Genomic DNA, 21,585 nt, shown 5'->3' with positions numbered 1-21,585 from the left:
CGCCTCCCTCCGGCGCACGCGCCGGGGCATCGGGGCGTCAGTCTCCGGTCGTCAACACGCACACAGAAAATGAACATCGAGCAAGCGCGTTTCAACATGATCGAGCAACAGATTCGTCCGTGGGATGTGCTGGACCAGGACGTTCTGAACCTGCTGTCGATCGTCAAGCGTGAGAACTTCGTTCCCGCCGCCTATCGCAACATCGCTTTCGCGGACCTCGAAATCCCGCTGCCCGGCGGCGAACGCATGCTCGCGCCCAGGGTCGAAGCGCGCATCCTGCAGGAACTCGCGGTGAAGAAGACCGAAACGGTGCTGGAAATCGGCGCCGGGTCGGGCTACATGGCGGCGCTGCTCGCGCATCGCGGCCGCAGCGTGACGACCGTCGAAATCTCGCCGGAACTCGCCGATTTCGCGAAGCAGAATCTCGCCGCGAACGGCGTGACGAATGCGCAGGTCGCGCAGGGCGACGGCGCGCGCGGCTGGGATCAGGGCGCACCGTACGACGTCATCTGCGTGTCCGGCGGCCTGCCGGTCATGCCGCAGGAGTTTCTGGAGCAGCTGAGCATCGGCGGGCGCATTGCGGCGTTCGTCGGCGCGGCGCCCGTCATGAAGGCGCAGATCATCACGCGCGTCGACGAAAAGCAGTTCCGCGTGTCGGATATCTTCGAAACGCTCGTCGCGCCGCTGAAGAACGCGCTGCATCCTTCGCCGTTCAGGTTCTGAACTCAATCGCTCCGCGGCGCGGACTTAACGCCGCCGCGGGCTCTCATCGTCCGTTCCGATTTCGATCCCATGCAGAATCTCACCGCACCCGAACTCGCCGCGTGGCTCGCCGATTCGTCCCGCCCCGCCCCCGTGCTGCTCGACGTGCGCGAACCGTGGGAGCTTCAGACGGCGAAGATGGACAACGTCGTGTCGATCCCGATGCGCGACATTCCCGCGCGCAGCGAAGAACTCGACGACGACGCGCAGATCGTCTGCATCTGCCATCACGGCGCGCGCAGCGCCTCGGTCGGCATGTTCCTGGAGTCGCGCGGCTTCACGAACATCTTCAATCTGTACGGCGGCATCGACGCGTGGTCGCGTCAGGTCGATCCGTCCGTTCCTACTTATTGACGATCGTGCCGGTCGCCCAGACCGGCTTGCCGGCCGTCGAATAGACGACGAGGTTGCCGTCGCGCTGCATGTAGGCGTAGCCGACCGCCACGTTCGCCTTCCCGCTTTGCCATACGCGCGCGCCGTTCGCATCGAATAGCGAGAGCGTGCCGTCCTCCTCGAAACGCATCTCCACGCCTGGCGCGCCCGCATCGCTCGTCGACCAGATCGCCGCGCCTTCGTAGACGATCGCGAGAAATCCGTCGCGGCCCAGCGTCAGCGCGAAACGCCCGTCGCAGGATGAGAGCGTCTGCCCGATCGACAAGCCCTCGCCCGGCGCGAGCCTTCCGCAGCCCGACGGCGCGCGCACGGCGGGCAGCGCGGCGAACCAGTCGAGATGCGCCGCATCGGCGATGGCCAAGAGGCCCGCATCGTTCGGATGCAGGTCGTCGCCGCTATTGAACGCGCTCGCGTAGGCGATGGACGCGTCGCCGGGACCGCCGAGCGCGGCGGCCTGATCGAGCACGCCGTCGCATCCGCTCGATGGATCGCGCAAGAACGCGTTCACCGCCTGCCGCGTGTCCTCGATGGCGGGCGTCCATCGCGAAATGCCTTCGAACGGCGTGAGCGTCGAGCAGATCACCTTGACGTGCGCGGCGTGCGCCTGCGAAATCAACTGCTCGAACGCGCCGGTCAGCCGCTGCGCAGTCGGCGGATTGCCCCCGATGAGATTGTTCACGGCGTCGTCGGACACGATCACCCACTTCACGTTGGCCTGTTGCAGCACGTCGCGCTGAAAGCGCGTGAGGCCCGCCTGCCCGGACGAATCGCCGTCGGAAAAGAAGTTGTTTCCGCTGATGCCCTGATTCAGCACGCCGACGTTCATGCCCGCGGCGATCAGCCGCTCGGCCAGCCGGTTCGGCCAGCGCCGGTTCGTGTTCGGCGTGGACGCGAGGCCGTCCGTGATCGATGCCCCGAACGCGACGACCGCGCCCGTCGCGCCCGCGTTGACGACATCGAGATTGGTGAGGAAGTAGTACGACTGCCCGCCCGCCGCGTTGGCGACGCCGCCCGCGAACGACGCATCGCCGCTCACGTCGCCGGGCGCGATATAGACGTCCTGCAAGCCGGCGGGGTGGCCGGTCGAATTCGGCGGCGTCTTCGACGGCACATGGAAGCTCACGGCCACGTCGCCGAGCACGGGCGCCTGAAACGCGACGGTATCGCTGACGACGGAGCCGCCTGCCGGAATCGTCACGTACGCTTGACCGTTGAACGTGGCGGCGCGGTCCGTCGCGGCGACGGTCCGCGCGCCGCTCGCCCGCTCGGCGACATGCACGTTGCCGAGCGTGACGGGCTGGCTGCCGAAGAGATTGGAGAAGCGCAGCCGCACCGCCGTCCCGCCGATGCTCGTGTGCACGATCTGGCGAATCGTCTGATTGTCGAAGCCGGGATCGCTCGTGATCGCGGGCGCGGCGGACCACGTGCCCGTCCATTGCGGCGCGCCGGTCTGCGCGAGTGCAGGCGACGTTTCCACGCATGAAAGCAGCGCGCAAAGCGCCGGCGTGACGAGCCACCGAAGTCGGTTCGCTGTATCCACTTCGTCTCCTTTTTATGACTCGCGCGATTGTTGAATGAGAATAGATCACGCAGCGCCGGTTCGTGGCCGTGCGCGAACGAACAGACGGAGACGAAGAAATGAAAAAGCCGCATGCCTTTGCAAGCATGCGGCTTTCTAACGAATCCGACGACGAATTCGCTTAAACGACGTTCATCGCCAGCGCGCTCGCGCGATAGTGCTCGGCGGCTTTGTCGGCGTCGCCGAGCTGTTCGTGCAGACGCGCCAGCGCGCGATGCGTGCGGATCTTCAGCGGCTCGTTATCGGCCAGTTTCAGCGCCGATTCGAGGAACGCCTGCGCCTTGCCCCACAACTGCTGATGCAGACACAGGCGGCCGAGCGTGAACAGCAGGTCCGCGTCTTCGGTGCGCTCCTTCTGCCACGCTTCGGCGCGCTGGATGAGCGGGAACGCGTCGCCGCCCACGACGCAATCCGGATAGCGCCGCAACAGCCGCGCGTCCCAGTTATGCGCGAGCGCATCTTCGACGATCTTCCTCGCTTCCGCGCGACGATCGAGCGCGATCAGCAGTTCCGCCGCGAGATCGGCGAGACGCGGCGACTGGCGCTCCGTCACCGAGAGCGATTGCCAGAGTTCGAGCAGCGCGTCGGGATTATGCCGGCGATCGCGCAGCAGATTTTCCGCCGCCACCTGACGCAAACGCACCGCGACCGCCGGATGCAGCGCCTCGCGCTTTTCCAGCATCCGCACGAGCTTCAGCACTTCGCCCCAGTTCTTCAATTGCTGCTGGGCACGCAGCGCGATCTGCTGCGCGTGGATGCGCCGCCCGCCCTGCGCCTGCATTTCCGTCAGCGCGATGAGCGCGCCGTCCGCGTCGCGGCCATCGGCGCGCATGTCGGCGGTGGCCATGAGGCGCGCGTCCTGCCAGTCCGCGCCGCTGATTTGCGCGAGCCATTCGTCGCGGCGCGCGTATTCGTGCAGCCGATGCGCCGCCTGCGCGCCGATCAGGCTGGCCGCGCCCTTGTTCGCATCGACGGAAAGCGCGTCGCGCGAAGCCTTCTCCGCCTTCGAGAAGCGGCCCGCATACAAATGGCCGATGGCGTCGCGCAACGCCGCATTCGCCTTCGCGAGCCGGCTGCGCGCACGATACGCGGCCACGCGCTCGGGCATCTTCCACACGCCGCGCGCCGCGCGAATCAGCGCGTACAGCACAATGAACAGCACGACGAGCGCCACCACGAACAGATTCAGCGACACGTCCACGCGATACGGCGGCACCACGATCAGAACCTGCCCGCCGTCGAAGCCGCCGACCGTCGCGACGATCACCGCGACCGCGAACAGCAGCGCGAGCCAGATGAGTCCACGAATCGTCATCATCCGCCTCGCTTGAACTGATGCACGGCGGCGAGGCTCGCGTTCAGGTTCGGCACGGCGACCGCGACCGATGCCTGATCGACCTGCTTCACGAGACCGCGCACGGCCTCCACTTTCTTCGACGACGGATCGAAGTAGCGCCCAAGCGATGCGTCGGCGGCCTGAAGGTCCGACTTGAGCGTGGCTTCGCTGCGCGAGAGCAGCGACAGACGCGCGGACAAGAGCCGCAGCTTCACGTTCTGGCGCACGAAATAGCCCTGATCAGGCGCCGTGAGCATGGCGTCCGCGTTGTCGATGCGTCGCACGGACACGAGACTCGCCAGTTGCTGGCCGATGCCCGCCGTGATCTGCCGCCACAGCACCTTCCAGCGCGGCTCGCCGGTCGCCGCCGCGATCGACGCGCTATCGGCCGGCGCGGCGGCTTGCGCGCGCGCACGCTCGATCGGCGCTTCGCCCGCGAGCGGCAACGTGTCGATCTGTTCGATGGCGGTGTCGAGCTTGATGGCGAGACCGGTCAGATCGGTGGTCGGCGCGGCCTTCAGCTTGTCCATGTCCTGCGCGATGGCCTTGCGGATGGTCACCACCTGCGGGCCGGTCGTCGCGGCTAAGCGCGTGTCGGCGCTTTCGAGCGCGAAAAGCGCCAGTTGCACGTTGCCGGTCAGTTGCAGTTGCTGGCTCGCGCTCGAGAGAATTTGCTCGACTTCCGCGATGGTCCAGTCGTCGCGATTGCTCGCGAGATCCTGATATTGCTGCTGCAACGCCTGGCTGTGCGCTTCGGCATCGGCGAGCTTGCCTTGCAACTGGATGATCTGCGTATTGAGCGCGCCCGCCGCGCTCGCGGCCTGATCGGTCTTCGCGCGGAGTTCGGCGTTTTGCGCGTCGGCCTGCGCCACGCGCTGCGTCAGTTCCTGTTCCTTGCGGTCGAACTTGCGGTTCAGCGCATAGCCGCCCGCGCCCGCCGCGATGGCCAGAATGGCGACGACGAACCACAGCAATACGTTGCCCGCGCCGCCGCGCCGCTTCTGCTGCTCGTAGGGCGTGAACGGCGTGTTGGGCGGCAGGGGCGGTGTCACGTTCGGCTGAGGTGAAGCTTTCTTGGAATCGTTCGAATCAGTCATGCGTGATTGAGCCGGTTGATGAGCCGGTGAGTTGTCCGCCGAACTGGCCGGTGAGTGGTCCGTCGATACGGCCGCCGATGACGCGTCGCCTGGAAACAGCGTTTCGAGCGACTGCACGATGCGCTCATCGCCGGCGCCGGACACCGTAATCCTATCAAAACCCGTCTGGCGCGCGGCCTCGGCGATACGCGGGTGCGGGCAGACCACCGGCGCCCGCTTGATGCGCGCGATTTCGTCGGCGGTGAGATGCTCGCGCGCGAGTTCGTCGAGATTGCGCACGCCTTCGGAACTCGTCAGCAGCCACGCATGCGGCGCGCCCGCGAGCAGCGTGTGGATGCGCTCCCACTTTTGCATCGACGGTTCGGGCAACAGACGCCGGTACGCCGCCGCCTTTTCGACGCGCGCGCCCGCTTCCGCGAGACGCTCGGCGAGCCATTCGCGCCCGCCGTCGCCGCGCACGATCAGCACGCGCTTGCCTTCGAGCCCGTTCGCGCCGAAGTGCGATTCGATCGCCGTGTACAGCGCCTCCGAGTCGAAGCGCGGATCGGCATGTTCCGCCGACGGACTGATCACGCGATGCCCCGGCGCGCTCACGCCTTGCCGCGCGAGCGCCGCGACGCTTCCCGGTCCGACCGCCGCCACGGGCACGTCCGCGGGCCACGGCGCGAAAAGGCGGCCGAACGCGTGATCGACCGCATTCGGCGAGACGAACACGACGAGCGCGTAACGCTCCGGCCCGTACAACTCGTCGAGGGCGGCGCGCAGCGGGGCATCGTCGGAAACGGGGGCGATGTCGATGAGCGGGAATTCGAACGCGTCGAAACCGGCGCGGGTAAGCCGCCCGGTCAGCCCGGACGACTGCCCGCCCGGCCGCGTGATGACGACGGTGGCGCGGCGCGCGCTCGCCATCAGGACGGATTCGCCGCGGACGGCGGAAGTTCGTCCTGCTTCGCGGGCGCGGCGTTGGGCGCGTCGGCGCGGCTCATGGTCGTGAGCGCGTTGACGATGTCCATCGCGCCTTGCGCTTCCAGATCCGCCGACACGCGCTGGCCGAGCGCGAGCGCCGCCGCGAAATCGGGCGCACGCACGTGTTCCTCCGCGCGCAGCACACGCTTGCCGTCAGGCATGGATACCGCGCCGCGCAAATGCAGCGCGTCGCCCTGCCACTGCGCGAACGCGGCGAGCGGCACTTCGCAGCTTCCGCCGAGCGCGCGCGACACCGCGCGTTCCGCCTCGACGGCGAGCGCGGTCGCTTCGTCGTGCAGCGGCGCGAGCCACGCGGCGAGATCGGCGCGATCCGCGCGAATCTCGATGCCGAGCGCGCCCTGGCCCGCGGCGGGCAGGCTGTCGGCGGGATCGAGCAACGCGCGGATGCGCGCTTCCATGCCGAGGCGTTTCAGTCCGGCTGCCGCGAGAATGATGGCCGCGTAGTCGCCGCGATCCAGCTTGGCGAGACGCGTGTCCAGATTGCCGCGCAACGGCCGGACATCGAGATGCGGAAAGCGCGCGCGGATCATCGATTCGCGGCGCAGGCTCGACGTGCCGACGACGCTTCCCGCCGGCAATTCCGCCAGCGACGCGGAATGCGGCGAGACGAAGGCATCGCGCGGATCTTCGCGTTCGAGAATCGCGCCGAGCGTGAAGCCTTCGGGCAACTGCATCGGCACGTCTTTGAGCGAATGGACGGCGAGATCGGCGCGTCCTTCGGCGAGCGCCGCTTCGAGTTCCTTGACGAAGAGTCCCTTGCCGCCGACTTTGGAAAGCGTGCGATCCAGAATCTGATCGCCGCGCGTCGTCATTCCGAGAATTTTGACGTCGCAAGATGGATATAATTTGTGCAGCGCACACCGCACGTGCTCGGCTTGCCACATCGCGAGCCGGCTTTCCCGCGAAGCGATGACGAGGCTTGGCGGCGGTGTCGTTGAATGCGTCTCGGAATTCATTGATGCTCGATCGGATGACGGGATGAAATAACGAACAATGGTAGCACGCACGCCAGGGTCCATTTGGCGCGGGCGGCACGCCGGAGCCTTGTCCGGCGCGCCTTTCCGAGCGTCCGCGAGGTCGGCGACGTGCGTGGGCGCAGCACGGGGAGACACGTGCGCGCGCACTCGGCGCTTTACGCGCGTTCGCTTTCGATGGTCCGCATGACACCCGGGCGCAGGCTCTCGCCTTAAGCGTCCGTCGATGGTCTTTGGCTTGCATCAGAGAGGAATTCAACGTGACGTCTTCCGCATCGGCCCGCCAGGCTCGCAGTAACGGCGCATCGCCCGACTCATCCTCCATCGCGTCCGCCGCGTCGCCCATGACGCCCGTGACGCCGCCGCCTTCCGCCGTCGCGCTGAAGCCGAAGCCTCCGAAGAAAGCGGACATGGCGAAGCCGCGCAAGAAGGCGAAGGCCGATGCCGTCATCGGCGAAGCATCCGCCGAACGCGCGAAGCCCGCGACAGCAGGCCGCGCCCGCGACGACAAGGACCGCCCGCTTTTCGAGGACATCCGCTTTCTCGGCCGGCTGCTCGGCGAAGTGCTGCGCGAGCAGGAAGGCGACGCCGTGTTCGACATGGTCGAGACCATTCGTCAGACCGCCGTGAAATTCCGCCGCGAAGACGATGTCGATGCCTCGCAGTCGCTCGAAAAACGCCTGCGCGCGCTGTCGCCGGAACAGACGGTGAGCGTCGTGCGCGCGTTCAGCTATTTCTCGCATCTGGCGAATATCGCGGAAGACCGGCATCACAACCGCCGGCGGCGCATTCACGCGCTCGCGGGCAGCGCGCCGCGGCCCGGCACCATCGCCTATGCGATCGAGCGCATGCGCGAGCAGAAGAACGTCAGCGCGACGCGCAAGATGCTGCAGAAATTTTTCGACGACGCGCTGATCGTGCCCGTCCTCACCGCGCATCCGACCGAAGTGCAGCGCAAGAGCATTCTCGATGCGCAGCACGACATCGCGCGCCTGCTCGCCGAGCGCGATCAGGAATTGACCGCCCGCGAGCGCACGCAGAACGAAGCGGTGCTGCGCGCGCGCGTCACATCGCTGTGGCAGACGCGGATGCTGCGCGACTCGCGCCTGACCGTCGCGGATGAAATCGAGAACGCGCTGTCCTACTATCGCGCGACTTTCCTCGATGAAATTCCCGCGCTGTACGCCGATATCGAAGCCGCGCTCGCCGAGCACGGCCTGCCCGCGCGGCTGCCGCCGTTCTTCCAGATGGGAAGCTGGATCGGCGGCGACCGCGACGGCAATCCGAACGTCACCGCCGCGACGCTCGAAAACGCCATCACGCGGCAAGCGACGGTCATCTTCGAGCACTATCTCGAAGAAGTGCACAAGCTCGGCGCGGAATTGTCGGTGTCGGAACTGCTCTCGGGATCGAGCGAAGCGTTGCAGGCGCTGGCGGAAGCATCGCCGGACCGCTCGCCGCATCGCACGGACGAGCCGTATCGGCGCGCGCTGATCGGCATCTACACGCGGCTTGCCGCGAGCGCGCGCGTGCGGCTGGGCGAAGGCGTCGTCGCGGTGCGCAGCGCCGGACGCGGCGCGGCCCCGGTTCGCGCGACGCCCTACGCCGACGCCGCCGAGTTCACGCGCGATCTGCACGTGCTGATCGATTCGCTCGCCGAGCACCACGGCGCGTCGCTGTCGGCCGCGCGCCTGTCGCCGCTCGCGCGGGCATCGGAAGTCTTCGGCTTTCATCTGGCGAGCATCGATTTGCGGCAAAGCTCGGACATCCACGAAGCGGTCATCGCCGAATTGCTGGCGCGCGGCGGCGTCGAGCAGGATTACGCGGCGCTTTCCGAGGAAGACAAGCAACGCGTGCTGCTGAAGGAACTCGGACAGCCGCGCCCGCTGCGCCTGCCTTACGCCGAATATTCCGATCTCGCGAAAAGCGAACTCGGCGTGCTCGAAGCGGCGCGCGTGATCCGCGAGAATTTCGGCGCGCGCGCGGTGCGCAACTACATCATTTCGCACACGGAGACCGTCAGCGATCTGCTGGAAGTCATGCTGCTGCAGAAGGAAACGGGCGTGCTGCAAGGCTGTCTCGGCGCGAAGAACGATCCCGCGCGCGACGGCCTGATGGTCATTCCGCTTTTCGAGACGATCGCGGACTTGCGCAATGCGCCCGTCATCATGGGCGACCTGTTCGCGCTGCCGGGCGTCGATGCGCTCATCGCCAATCAGGGCGGCGAACAGGAAGTCATGCTCGGCTATTCGGACAGCAACAAGGACGGCGGTTTTCTCACGTCGAACTGGGAGTTGTATCGCGCGGAACTGGCGCTCGTCGCGCTCTTCAAGGCACGCGGCACGACGCTCAGGCTGTTCCACGGGCGCGGCGGCACGGTCGGACGCGGCGGCGGCCCGACGTATCAGGCGATTCTTTCGCAGCCGCCCGGCACCGTCGACGGTCAAATCCGCCTGACCGAGCAAGGCGAAGTCATCGCGAGCAAGTTCGGCAATCCGGAAATCGGGCGGCGCAATCTGGAAACGGTCGTGGCCGCGACGCTGGAGGCATCGCTGCTGCCGCACGAAAACGCGCCCGCGCAACTGCCGCAATTCGAAGCGACGATGCAGACGCTCTCCGATGCCGCGATGGCCGCGTATCGCGCGCTCGTCTACGAGACGCCAGGTTTCACCGACTACTTCTTCTCGTCGACGCCGATCGCGGAAATCGCGGAACTGAACATCGGCAGCCGGCCGGCGTCGCGCAAGCTGCAGGACCCGAAGCATCGCAAGATCGAGGATTTGCGCGCGATTCCGTGGGGCTTTTCGTGGGGCCAGTGCCGCCTGCTGCTCACCGGCTGGTACGGCTTCGGCAGCGCGGTCACCGCGTTTCTCGATGCGGGCGGCTCCGACGCCGATCGCGCGAAGCGGCTCAACACGCTGCGCAAGATGCACAAGACCTGGCCGTTCTTCCAGAATCTGCTGTCGAACATGGACATGGTGCTCGCCAAGACGGACCTCGCGGTGGCGTCGCGCTATGCGCAGCTCGTCAGCGACAAGAAGCTGCGCAAGCTCGTGTTCGACCGCATCGTCGGGGAACACGAGCGCACGTGCCGCGTGCTGACCGAAATCACCGGCCGTCACGAGCGGCTCTCCGACAACCCGCTGCTCGCGCGTTCGATCAAGAACCGCTTCCCGTATCTCGATCCGCTCAATCACCTGCAAGTGGAACTGTTGAAGCGCCACCGCGCGGGCGATCAGAACGTGCGGCTGCGGCGCGGCATTCACCTGACGATCAACGGGATCGCGGCGGGCTTGCGCAACACCGGCTGACGATCCCGCTTAAGGCGAGCGTCAGTCCCGGCGCTTCGCCTCGATCATCAGCGCGTCGAGTTCGAAGGAGCAGTCGTCCTTCACGGCGAAGTACTGGCGCACTTCGTCGGGCGCGCTCGTCCACATCGAGCGGATGGCCGTCACGCGCTCGGGCGGCGTGCGCATCCGCGACACCCACGCTTCGAATTCCAGCGGAAGGCGCCAGCGCTCGGTGACGTGCGCGTCGAAGCCGGCGGCGTCGAGCATGGCGATCCATTCGTCCGCGCGATAGTCGCGGATGTGCGACGCATCGCGCAGCACTTCGACGGCCTGAATGTGCGTGTCGTAGAGCGGATCGTCGATGCCCGCGATGTCGATGAACTTCAGCCGCCCGCCCGGCTTCAGCACGCGATGCACTTCCGCCAGCGCGCGCGGCACGTCGCGCCAGTGATGCGCGCTCATGCGGCTCACGGCCCAGTCGAACGATGCGTCGTCGAACGGCAGCGTTTCCGCCGCGCCCTGCTGCGTGCGGATCGTGCTCAGGCCGCGTTCCTTCGCGGCGGTATCGACCGTGGCGAGCATCTGCGGCGCGATGTCGTACGCCACCACTTCGCGCACGTGCGGCGCGATCGCGAAACTCGCGTGCCCCGCGCCGCAGCCCATGTCCAGCACGCGCGCATTGCCGCACGTGGCCGCGAACGTCGCCGCGAGATTCTGCAGATCCGCGCCGGTCGCGTGAACCTGGCTCGTGAGATACGCGGCGGCGGTCGAGCCGAACGCGTCGGCGACCTGATCGTGATGTTTCATCCTGCTCTCCGGTTTCGTGATGGGCCAAAGCGCCTGCCCGCTACAATAGAGCCCGCCCGGTACCAGTACAAGTTGAGCAATTATTCTGGTATCTGAACCACCCGTCGAAGTCCGAATGCATCCTGAGAAAACGTCTTCCGAGCCATTGGCGGAAACGCCCGCGCGCGCGCTCGGCGAATTCATCCGCACGCATCGTGAACGGCTGTCGCCGCTCGCCGTCGGCCTGCCGCCCGGACCGCGCCGCCGCACGCCGGGCCTGCGTCGTGAGGAAGTCGCGCAACTCTGCGGCGTCAGTCCGACCTGGTACACGTGGATCGAGCAAGGGCGCCCCGTATCCGCTTCCGCCGATGCCCTCGCGCGCATCGCCGTCGCGCTGCAACTCTCGCGCGCCGAACGCGCGTATCTTTTCGAACTCGCCGCCCAGCGCGATCCCGCCGAGCCCGATCCCGCCGCGCAGGACGTCCCCGCCGCGCTTTTGCAAACCGTCGGGCTGATCGACGCGCCCGCGTACGTGCTCGACCGGCAGTGGAACGCGCTGCGCTGGAACGCGCCCGCCGCCGGTCTCTTCGTCGGCTGGCTCGACGGCGAGCACGACCGCAATCTGCTGACGTACACGTTCACGTCGCCGGCGGCGCGCGCGCTGATCGTCGACTGGGAAACGCGCGCGCGGCGTCTTGCCGCCGAGTTTCGCGCCGATTCCATCCGCCATCTGAACGATGCGCCCACGCGCGCGCTGATCGATTCGCTTTCCGCCGCGAGCGATGCCTTCGCGCGCTTCTGGGCCTCGCAGGACGTGTTCGAGCGCGAAGGCGGCGAGCGCGCGTTCGAGCATCCGTCGCGCGGGCGCATCGTGTTCAATCAGATCACGTTCAAGCCCGCGCATCGCGAAGACTTGAAGCTCGTGATCCTGGTCGGGTCCGAATAGCGTCGAATGTTAAAATTTTCGTCTTTCCGAAGCCGAATCAAGCCAAACCCTCCCGCTGAGAAAACACCATGACGTCCCAACTTCACAAAAAAGGCGAAGCCTGGTCGGCTCGCTTCTCCGAGCCGATGTCGGAACTCGTCAAGCGCTACACGTCGTCGGTGTTTTTCGACAAGCGGCTCGCGCTCGTCGACATTCAAGGCTCGCTCGCGCATGCATCGATGCTCGCGGCGCAGAAGATCATCGGCGCCGACGACCTCGCGGCCATCGAGCGCGGCATGGCGCAGATCAGGGGCGAAATCGAGCGCGGCGAATTCGAATGGAAGCTGGACCTTGAAGACGTGCATCTGAATATCGAAGCGCGGCTGACGGCGTTGATCGGCGATGCCGGCAAGCGCCTGCACACCGGCCGCTCGCGCAACGATCAGGTCGCGACCGACATCCGCCTGTGGCTGCGCGGCGAGATCGACCGCATCGGCGACTTGCTGAAGGACCTGCGCGTCGCGCTCATCGACATGGCGGAAAAGCACGCCGACACGATCATGCCCGGCTTCACGCATTTGCAGGTCGCGCAGCCGGTGACGTTCGGGCATCACCTTCTCGCGTACGTCGAAATGTTCTCGCGCGACGCCGAACGCATGCGCGATTGCCGCAAGCGCGTGAATCGCCTGCCGCTCGGCGCCGCGGCGCTCGCGGGCACGAGCTATCCGATCGACCGTCACGCGGTGGCCGCGACGCTCGGCTTCGACGGCATCTGCGCGAATTCGCTCGATGCCGTGTCCGACCGCGACTTCGCGATCGAATTCACGGCGGCGGCCGCGCTCGTGATGACGCACGTGTCGCGCTTCTCCGAAGAACTCGTGCTGTGGATGAGCCCGCGCGTCGGCTTCATCGATCTGGCGGACCGCTTCTGCACGGGTTCGTCGATCATGCCGCAGAAGAAGAATCCCGACGTGCCCGAACTTGCGCGCGGCAAGACGGGACGCGTGAACGGGCATCTGATGGCGCTGCTCACGCTGATGAAAGGCCAGCCGCTCGCGTACAACAAGGACAATCAGGAAGACAAGGAACCGCTGTTCGATACGGTCGATACCGTCGCGGACACGCTGCGCATCTTCGCGGAAATGGCGGCGGGCATCACGGTCAAGCCGCAAGCGATGCGCGCGGCTGCATTGCAAGGCTTCTCGACGGCCACCGATCTCGCCGACTATCTCGTGAAGCGCGGCCTGCCCTTCCGCGATGCGCACGAAGCGGTCGCGCATGCGGTGCGGATTTGCGACGATCGCGGCTGCGATATCGCGGACCTGTCGCTGGACGCGATGCGCATCGAATTGCCGAACGTCGCGCATCTGATCGGCGAAGACGTGTTCGACTATCTGACGCTCGAAGGCTCGGTCGCGAGCCGCAATCATGCGGGCGGCACCGCGCCGGATCAGGTGCGCGCGGCGGCGAAGGCGGCGCGCGAATCGCTCGCCTGAAACGCGTCGACGAGGCACTGTCGAGGCTTCGGAAAAGACCCGCGCAACGCGGGTCTTTTTTTCGCGCAGACATCGAATCGAATGATGGCCCGGTACGATTCGATCGTCGAAACGACGCGAACGCATCGCGTCATTCGGGCGTTCATGCTTCAGGGAAGCCGCTTTCTTACGAGGGGCTTGCTTCGCGTGGATCGTTCGGTTATCAGTGTTTTTGCACCGCGCGTTCGGCCAACCGCATAACGCGTCGAAAGCCGCAGCAACTCCCAGCTCGGAAACGAAACGACCCATAACGAAACGATGGCGGCTATTCTCATGCATCGTGTTAATAAGCATTCCGAAATTCATACCGCTTCACGGCAGCGCGGATTCACCTTGCTGGAACTGCTGGTCGTGCTGCTCATCATCGCGCTGCTGGCGGGCTATGTCGGACCGAAACTGTTCGGCGAAGTGGGCAAGGCGCGCAGCAAGACGGCCGCGTCGCAGATGAAGGGCATCGAAGGCGCGCTCGACCGTTATCGTCTGGACACGGGTCGCTTTCCCGGCACGGACGCGGGCCTCGCCGCGCTCATGACGAACGGCGGCAACACGGCCGGCTGGGAAGGCCCGTACATGACGAGCGCGATCCCGAACGATCCGTGGGGCAAGCCGTATATCTATCGCTCGCCGGGCGAAGGCGGCAAGGACTACGACCTGATGACCTACGGCGCGGACGGCAAGCCCGGCGGCAGCGGCGAGGATGCGGATATCGTCGACAAATGACGTGCGCGGCGATCACCATGCGATATCGCGCCCGGATCGATACCGACAGCGGCCAGCAGGAACTCGAACTCGATGCCGACAACGACGCGCAATTGCGCGCGCGCGTCGCGGAAATGGGTCTTTCGCTCGTCGATGCAACGCCGCTCGACGCGAAGCCGCGCCGCTTCTCGCTGCGCAAGCCGGTGTTCGAGCGCGCGCTCTTCACGCAGGAACTGATCGCGCTGCTCGAAGCCGGCCTGAGCCTCGTCGAAACGGTCGAAACGCTGCGCGACAAAAGCAGGGAAGGGTTGAACCGGACCGTGCTGCAAGGCATCGTCGCGGCGCTCTACGAGGGCGAGCCGCTCTCGCGCGCACTCGAACGTCAGCCGGACCAATTTCCGCCGCTGTATGTGGCGACGGTTGCATCGGCGGAGCAGACCGGGCATCTGGCCGAAGCGCTCAAGCGCTATCACCACTACGACGCGCGGCTCTCGACGGTGCGCAAGAAAGTCGTGTCGTCGATGGTGTATCCGTCGATCGTCATCGGAACGGGCGCCGCGATCATCCTTTTCATGGCGTTCTACGTGATCCCGAAGTTCAGCCAGATTTTCGCCACGATGAAGGACATGCCGTTCACCGTGCGCATGATGCTCGCGTGGGGCAATCTCGTCGAGGCGCACGGCGGCGTGCTGCTCGCGGCGCTCTTCGCGGCGATCGCCGGCGCGGGCCTCTCGCTGCGCAGCGCGAACGTCCGCAACCGGCTCGTCGCGACGTTTTTCAGTCTGCCGAAGCTCACGGACTATCAGCGGCTTTTCGGCCTCACGCGGTTTTATCGCACGCTCGGGCTGCTGCTCGCGGGCGGCATGTCGATGGTGGCATCGCTCGAACTGGCCGCGCAGGTGCTGCCCGCGCATCTGCAAGACGCGCTGTCGCAGGCGCTCGACGACATTCGCGCGGGCAAGCCGCTGTCGGGCGCGCTGCCCGCCGCGAATTTGACGACGCCCGTCGCCGAGCGGCTGATCCGCGTGGGCGAACAGAGCGGCGAACTCGCCGGCATGGTGACGCGCTCCGCCGAATTCTGCGACGAGGAACTCGACCGCGCCATCGACATGCTGATGCGCGTCGTCGAGCCGGTGCTGATGCTCGCGGTCGGCGGCATCGTCGGGACGATCATCTTTTTGCTGTACATGCCGATCTTCCAGCTTGCGGGCGCCGTGGGGTGACACGATGAACGTCATTGCACAATCTCACCCGCGTCAGCAGCAAGTCTGGGACGAAGCCGGACACGATCCCGCCGTCTATCTGCAAACGGTCGCGCGCATGCTTCGTCTGCGCGGCTTCGACGCCGCCGCGCTCGATGCGCTCGAACCGCGCTTCGACCTGCTCCCTTTCGGCGACGCCATGTCGCGCAAATGCCTGCTCGCCGCCGATTCCACGCGCGCGGAAACGATGCTCCGGCTGCTCGTCGCCGATCCCTTCGATCCGCTCCTGCGCGCCTGGGCGATGAACCGCGTGAAGAAGCCGTTCGCGTTCGGCTTCTGCGTGCCGTCGGAACTGACGGCGTATCTCGCGCGGCACGAGTCGGCGCATCACGCGCTCACGCAGATCAGCGTGGAAGGCCAGCCGGCCGCGATCGCCGATTCGGGCGTCGAGATCACGCTGGCGACGCTCGCCGCCGACGCGCATCCGGTGGTCCGGCTCGTCAACTCGTCGCTGTACGACGCGCTCAAGGCGCGCGCGTCGGACATACACATCGAAAGCACGGCGACGGGACTCGTCATCAAGTACCGCATCGACGGCGTGTTGCAGGAAACGGCGAGCGCGAGCGGCGTCGACACGGCGGAACACGTGCTCTCGCGCCTGAAGGTGATGGCGGACCTCGATATCGGCGAGCGGCGCATTCCGCAGGACGGGCGTTTCAAGGCGCTCATCAGCCAGCGCGAAATCGATTTTCGCGTGTCGATCATGCCGTCGATCCACGGCGAGGATGCGGTTCTGCGCGTGCTCGACAAAGCGCGCGGCGAAGCGGGCAACGGCGCGCTGCGGCTGGATTCGATCGGCCACGAGCCGCAAATCGTCGATGCGATCCGCTCCATCGCGCACGAGCCGTACGGACTTCTGCTCGTGACGGGACCGACCGGTTCCGGCAAATCGACGACGCTCTACGCCACGCTCACCGAGATCAACACCGGCGACGAGAAGATCATCACCATCGAGGATCCGGTCGAATACGAACTGCCGGGCGTGCTGCAAATCCCCATCAACGACAAGAAAGGGCTGACCTTCGCGCGCGGGCTGCGCTCGATCCTGCGTCACGATCCGGACAAGATTCTCGTCGGCGAAATCCGCGACGGCGAGACGGCGAACATCGCCGTGCAGGCAGCGCTCACCGGTCACCTCGTGCTGACGTCCGTGCACGCGAACAACGTGTTTTCCGTGCTCGACCGCTTTCTGCACATGGGCGTCGACATGCACAGTTTCGTCGATGCCCTCCTCGGCGCAGTCGCTCAACGGCTGATGCGCAAGAACTGCCCGCATTGCATCCGCGACGACGTCCCGCCCGACGACGCCACGCTGCGCGCCTCGGCGCTCACGCGCGAACAGGTGGCGGGCTGGCGCTTCCGGCGCGGCGCGGGCTGCGAGATGTGCCGCCGCACGGGTTATCTCGGGCGTCAGCCGATTGCGGAAGTGCTGCGCCTGAACGACGCGATCAAGCAGTGCTTCGTCGAGCGGCGGCCGATCATGGAACTGAAGCAGCTTGCCTGCGAGAGCGGCTTCGTGCCGATCAGGCAGATCGCGTTGCGCGCGGTCGCGGATGGGCGCACGACGCTCGCCGAAGTCAATCGCGTGACCATCGTGGAAAGCTAGGCGCAGGGGCACGATGTCACGTTTCTCCGATTACATCGACTTCTTGCGCGCGAAGGCGGCGGCATCCACGGCCACGGCTATCACGCTGACGAGCCGCACGACGATCCTGCTCGAAGGCGGCCGCGCGCGCGTGCCCGGCTCGCCGCGCGACGCCGAATCTTTCGCGCGCGGCGATGTCGCGGCGGCGCTCGAAGCCATCGAAACGCTCGCGCCGAAGCCGTCCCGTCCCGGTCTGCATACGCTGCGCGTGGTGGCCGGCGCGCCGTTCGCGCGGTACTACGCGCTGCCCTGGCAGCCGTCCCCGAAGCCGCGGAAATGGATCGACGCCGCGCGCGTCAAGGCGATGCAGACCGGCGCGGGCGGCGAGACATCGCGCTTTTCCGTGACCGACGGCGGCTGGCGATGCGGCCGTCTCGCCGCCGCGATGCCCGAGGCGTTGTGCGCGGGCATCGAAAAGATGTGCAAGGGGCGCAAGCTCGTCCTGAGCGGCATCGAGCCGGCGTACACGTTCGCGCTGCAACGGCACGCCGCGCGGATTCGCGACGGTTCCATCGCTATCGCCGTGCTGGAGGCGACGGACGCGGACGGTGGCGCGGTCATCGCGCAGATCGGGCTGCGGCGCGACGGCGGCTGGGCGGGCTTCATCGCGCTGCCGGTCGCGGGCGCGCTCGACGACGTTTTGCGCGACGCCTTCACGCTCTGCGCCGACGTGCCGCCCGAGCGCCGCTACGTGATCGGGCCGGGCGACGGCGTGCGCTGGTCCGCGCAGGCGGCCGGCGTCGAATGGCTGCGTGCGGCGTGGGACGACGCGTCATGAAAGCGCCGCGCATCGACATGCATCACGCGAATCGTCCGGGCGCGGCGGCCGGGCTCATCGCGTTGCTCGTGAGCGTCGCCGCCATCATCGCTGTGATGCAGTATCGCGACGCGCTTCACGCGCAAGGCGAAGCGCTCGACGCACGCGAATCCGCGATCGCGAAAAAGGAGGCGCAGTTCGCGCGCATCAGCAATGCGCATCGCGGCGGCGACGCGCGCAGCGCCGCGCTCATGGCTCAACAGCGCTACGCGGCCGAGCCGGCGCGCGATCTGATCGAGGCGGGATGGCATCCGGATATCGCGTTTCTCGCGATCGACATCGTGACGGCGTCGCGGCAGATCAACATGCAATTCGAGACGCGCTCGGTGCAGGAAGCGATCTCTTACGCGGGCTGGTTCCAGGCGCAGCCGCAAGTCGAAACCGTGGCGCTCAAGCGGCAGACGAAGAAGCCGGGACCGCCGGCTCCGTCGGTGGAAACGTCGTTGCAGGTGACGTGGAAGGCGTTCGCCGCTTCCTTGCCGGCGACTTCGGTTCCGCCTTCCACGAGCGATGCATCCGGAGCCCGCCGATGAACCGCCGCGCGTGGGAACTGCGCCGCCTGCAATGGCGTCTCGGGACGTTCGGACTGATCGCGCTGCTGCTCATCGGCGGCGCGGCGATGATCGCGCTTGCCGAGATCGTGCCGCTGCGTCGCGACATCGCCGCGCGCACGGCCGATCTCGATGCGCGCGCCGCGAAGCTCACGCAGCCGCCGCCCTCTTCGCCCGACGAAGCCGTCGCGCCCGTCAGCGCCGAAGAGCGGTATCTCGTGTTTCTGCACAGCATGCACGCCATCGCCGCGAAATACGGCCTGACGATTCCGCAGGTCACGTATCAACTGGCCGCGCAGGACAAGGATTCGCCGCTGCGCCGCTATGTCATCGAGACGACTTTCACGAGCCGCTATCTCCCGCTGCGCAACTTCGTCTTCGAATTGCGGACGTTGCCGGGCATCCGCTGGGAGCGCGTGACGATGTCGCGGCCCAACATCGGCGCGACGGAACTGGAAGTGCGTCTGCAATGCGCGTTTGTCGTGGAAACGTCGAAATGAAAGCGCCCGACGCACGCGCGTTCAAGGTGTCGACGCCGCTCCTGATCCTTCTCGCGCTCACGCTCGGGCTGGTCGCGTTCGCGCATCGTCGCAGCGCAAAGGACGATGCCGTGCCGCCCGCGATACCGTCGACACGCCATTCGGCGCTTCCCGCGTCTTCGCCCCGCGCGCCGGATGCGAACGCGCCCGATGCCGCGAGCGCGCCGGTCGATCTGTTTCCGAGCCAGAACTGGCAGCCGCCGCCGCCTCCACCGCCGCCGCCCGGACCGGTCACGCCGCCTCCGCCGCCCGAACCGCCGCCGCTGCCGTTCACCGTGCGCGCGCTGTGGCTCGATTCGCAAGGCGTGCTCTACATCGTGCTGGCCGGAACGGGACGCGAATTCGCGCTCTGCGCGAACTGCGCAAGGCAGGGCTTTCTGCGCCCCGGCGAGACGATTCTCAACGCCTACCGGATCGACGAAATCGATCGCAAGGAAGTCCGCTTCACGTATCTGCCGCTCAAACGCCGGCAAACGCTGTCACTCGGAGACATCAAATGAGCCGGCTCAAAGACCTGGCCGTGTGGCTGCTGTTGCCGCTGCTGCCGCTTCTCAGTTCGTGTGCGGGCGAGTTGCATCGTCAGGACCTGCAGAACCGGCTCGCCGGCAAGCCGCCCGATGCGCAGCTCGAACTGCTCGCGCAGCAGACCGCGGAGTATCCCGACGATCTCGAGATCAGGAACTGGTACATGAGCCTGCGACGCCGCCTGTCGCTCGACTATCTGCAACGCGCGACGGACGCGTATCGTGCGGGCGATCCGGCGCAGGCGCTGGCGTGGGCGCGACGCGCGCAGATCGCCGCGCCCGGTGACGATCAGCCGCGCGAACTGATCGAGTGGATCAACCGGCAGGCCGCCATCGACGGGGCGCTGCGGCACGCGGAATCGATCCGGATGGACGAGCCGCAGGAAGCGCTCGCGATCGCCAACGAGACGCTCGCGAAGCAGCCGGACAACGCCCGCGCCGCGCGTCTGCGTGACGAACTGCTCACGCCGAAAGCCGCCGGTCTCGCGCCGAAGCTGAGCAAGGATCTGGATCAGCCGATCACCGTGCAGTTTCGCGATCAGCCGCTCATCAGCATCTTCGAACTGATGTCGAACATCACGGGGCTGAACTTCACCTTCGACCGCGACGTGCAGGCGAGCGCGCCGACCACGATCTACGCGAGCAACACGCCCGTCAAACAGGTGCTGACGATGGTGCTCCAGGCCAATCAACTGGCGAGCAAGGTCGTGGGCGACAACGCCATCCTCGTTTATCCGAAGCGGCCGGACAAGGAAACGGAGTATCGCGATCTCGTCGTGCGCACGTTCTATTTGCAGAACTCGGCGGCGACGCAGGTGCTCGGCGTGCTCAAGCAGATGGTCAAGACGCGCGACGCCGTGCTCGACGAGCGCACCAACGCCATCGTCATGCGCGACGCGCCGGAGACGCTGACGGTCGCGGAGCGCATCATCCGCGCACTGGACGTGACGCCCGCCGAAGTCGTCATCGATGCGCAGGTGCTCGAAATATCGTCGTCCGATCTGCTGCACATGGGCGTTCAGTATCCGGACAACATCTCGTTCGGCCTGCAGTCCGGCAAGGCGGCCGATCAGACCACGCTGCCGCAGAACACGGTCACGCTCCAGCAACTGCGCAACCTGAACAGCAGCGACGTGCTCGTGCGCGTCGGCCCGGTCGGCATCGACTTCCTGCAGACGCAGGGCAAGACGCGCACGCTCGCCAACCCGAGCATCCGCGTGAGAAATCGCGAGAAGGCGAAGGTGCTGATCGGCGATCGCCTGCCTGTCGTGACGACCACGCTGTCGAGCAATTTCAGTTCCGAAAGCGTCAACTATCAGGATGTCGGGCTGTCGCTGGAAGTGGCGCCGGTGATCGTCAACAGCGACGAAGTGCAGGTGAAGCTGCACATGGAAGTGTCGAACGTCACCGATACGATCACGACGACGACCGGGCTCGTCGCGTATCAGATCGGCACGCGCACGGCGGATACCGTGATGAGCGTGCGCAACAACGAAACGCAGATGCTCGCCGGTCTCCTGCAACGCAACGAGCGCGCCACCGGCTCCGGCTTGCCGGGCCTGAGCCGCATCCCGATGCTCGATCGCATTTTCGGCGACCGCCTCAACGACGCCCGCGAAACCGAACTCGTGCTCCTGCTGACGCCGCGCATCGTGCGCAATCAGGCGATGCCCGCGGGCAACGTCGTGCAATTCGAGTCGGGCACGGAGAGCCGCATCGCGATCGAACGCGATGTCGTGATCGGCAATCGGAACGCGCTTCAATCGCTACAACCGCTTCAATCGCCACAACCGCCGCCGCAGCAAGCCGCCGCGTTGCCGCTCCCCGCGCCGCGTTCGCCGCAAGTCCCGGCGCCCGGAACGCTGCCGCCCGCGCAGCCCTGAA

General features: G+C 66.6%; 18 protein-coding genes. 13 read left to right on the top strand and 5 right to left on the bottom strand.

Translation table 11 applies throughout. The features are described 5' to 3' along the window. Positions 1-69: 69 nt before the first annotated feature. Both NCR39_RS03100 and NCR39_RS03095 read left to right on the top strand, forming a co-directional pair. A complete protein-coding gene (locus NCR39_RS03100; protein ID WP_250450638.1) occupies positions 70-723 on the top strand; it encodes a protein-L-isoaspartate O-methyltransferase family protein in 654 nt (217 codons plus the stop codon). A 69-nt stretch (positions 724-792) separates the two neighbouring features. Continuing rightward, positions 793-1,116, top strand: a complete 324-nt coding sequence (locus tag NCR39_RS03095; protein ID WP_040051803.1) for a rhodanese-like domain-containing protein — start codon at positions 793-795, stop codon at positions 1,114-1,116. Here the strand turns inward: NCR39_RS03095 and NCR39_RS03090 are convergent. From NCR39_RS03090 to hemC, 4 genes are all read right to left on the bottom strand, one after another. After that, a complete protein-coding gene (locus NCR39_RS03090; protein WP_250450637.1) occupies positions 1,106-2,695 on the bottom strand; it encodes a GDSL-type esterase/lipase family protein in 1,590 nt (529 codons plus the stop codon). The two genes, NCR39_RS03095 and NCR39_RS03090, sit on opposite strands and share 11 nt — an antisense overlap. Before the next feature lie 160 nt (positions 2,696-2,855). Further along, a complete protein-coding gene (locus NCR39_RS03085; RefSeq protein WP_040051956.1) occupies positions 2,856-4,049 on the bottom strand; it encodes a heme biosynthesis protein HemY in 1,194 nt (397 codons plus the stop codon). After that, positions 4,049-6,076, bottom strand: coding sequence for a fused uroporphyrinogen-III synthase HemD/membrane protein HemX (gene hemDX, locus NCR39_RS03080; protein WP_250450636.1), 2,028 nt, complete (start codon positions 6,074-6,076; stop codon positions 4,049-4,051). Before hemDX ends, NCR39_RS03085 begins: the two co-directional genes overlap by 1 nt. Next, a complete protein-coding gene (gene hemC / locus NCR39_RS03075) occupies positions 6,076-7,110 on the bottom strand; it encodes a hydroxymethylbilane synthase (RefSeq protein ID WP_250450634.1) in 1,035 nt (344 codons plus the stop codon). Before hemC ends, hemDX begins: the two co-directional genes overlap by 1 nt. Before the next feature lie 278 nt (positions 7,111-7,388). Between hemC and ppc the strand changes: the two genes are divergently transcribed. Further along, a complete protein-coding gene (gene ppc, locus NCR39_RS03070; protein WP_250450632.1) occupies positions 7,389-10,439 on the top strand; it encodes a phosphoenolpyruvate carboxylase in 3,051 nt (1,016 codons plus the stop codon). Positions 10,440-10,460: 21 nt separating this feature from the next. Here ppc and NCR39_RS03065 read toward each other — a convergent pair whose 3' ends face one another. Then, positions 10,461-11,225, bottom strand: coding sequence for a class I SAM-dependent methyltransferase (locus tag NCR39_RS03065; protein ID WP_250450631.1), 765 nt, complete (start codon positions 11,223-11,225; stop codon positions 10,461-10,463). A gap of 115 nt (positions 11,226-11,340) precedes the next feature. Here NCR39_RS03065 and NCR39_RS03060 point away from each other — a divergent pair, with 115 nt between their 5' ends. The 10 genes from NCR39_RS03060 to NCR39_RS03015 all read left to right on the top strand — a co-directional run bounded on the left by NCR39_RS03060 (position 11,341) and on the right by NCR39_RS03015 (position 21,584). Then, the gene (locus NCR39_RS03060) at positions 11,341-12,150 is read left to right on the top strand and encodes a helix-turn-helix transcriptional regulator (RefSeq protein ID WP_250450630.1); all 810 of its coding nucleotides are present in this window, start codon (positions 11,341-11,343) and stop codon (positions 12,148-12,150) included. Positions 12,151-12,218: 68 nt separating this feature from the next. Continuing rightward, complete coding sequence (gene argH / locus NCR39_RS03055; RefSeq protein WP_250450629.1) at positions 12,219-13,625, top strand: argininosuccinate lyase; 1,407 nt, start codon at positions 12,219-12,221, stop codon at positions 13,623-13,625. 297 nt (positions 13,626-13,922) lie between these two features. Next, on the top strand, positions 13,923-14,384 hold the full coding sequence (gspG, locus tag NCR39_RS03050; protein WP_502800155.1) for a type II secretion system major pseudopilin GspG: 462 nt from the start codon (positions 13,923-13,925) through the stop codon (positions 14,382-14,384). Between the two features lie 17 nt (positions 14,385-14,401). Continuing rightward, positions 14,402-15,586, top strand: a complete 1,185-nt coding sequence (locus NCR39_RS03045) for a type II secretion system F family protein (protein WP_250450627.1) — start codon at positions 14,402-14,404, stop codon at positions 15,584-15,586. A gap of 4 nt (positions 15,587-15,590) precedes the next feature. Further along, positions 15,591-17,231, top strand: coding sequence for a GspE/PulE family protein (locus tag NCR39_RS03040; protein WP_250450626.1), 1,641 nt, complete (start codon positions 15,591-15,593; stop codon positions 17,229-17,231). Positions 17,232-17,244: 13 nt separating this feature from the next. Continuing rightward, a complete protein-coding gene (locus tag NCR39_RS03035) occupies positions 17,245-18,048 on the top strand; it encodes a hypothetical protein (protein ID WP_250450625.1) in 804 nt (267 codons plus the stop codon). After that, positions 18,045-18,620 (top strand): hypothetical protein, encoded by a 576-nt coding sequence (locus NCR39_RS03030; RefSeq protein ID WP_250450623.1) that lies wholly within the window; start codon positions 18,045-18,047, stop codon positions 18,618-18,620. The genes NCR39_RS03035 and NCR39_RS03030 overlap by 4 nt, the downstream gene beginning before the upstream one ends. Next, positions 18,617-19,138, top strand: a complete 522-nt coding sequence (locus NCR39_RS03025; RefSeq protein WP_250450621.1) for a hypothetical protein — start codon at positions 18,617-18,619, stop codon at positions 19,136-19,138. Before NCR39_RS03030 ends, NCR39_RS03025 begins: the two co-directional genes overlap by 4 nt. Next, positions 19,135-19,677: a hypothetical protein gene (locus NCR39_RS03020; protein WP_250450619.1), complete on the top strand. Its 543-nt coding sequence runs from the start codon at positions 19,135-19,137 to the stop codon at positions 19,675-19,677. Before NCR39_RS03025 ends, NCR39_RS03020 begins: the two co-directional genes overlap by 4 nt. Further along, entirely contained in the window at positions 19,674-21,584 is a 1,911-nt protein-coding gene (locus NCR39_RS03015) for a secretin GspD/PilQ domain-containing protein (RefSeq protein ID WP_250450617.1), read from the top strand. Before NCR39_RS03020 ends, NCR39_RS03015 begins: the two co-directional genes overlap by 4 nt. Position 21,585 lies beyond the last annotated feature (1 nt).

Source organism: Caballeronia sp. ATUFL_M2_KS44 (genome assembly GCF_023630965.1).
GTDB lineage: Bacteria > Pseudomonadota > Gammaproteobacteria > Burkholderiales > Burkholderiaceae > Caballeronia > Caballeronia concitans.
This window is presented reverse-complemented; position numbering and strand designations above follow the sequence as displayed.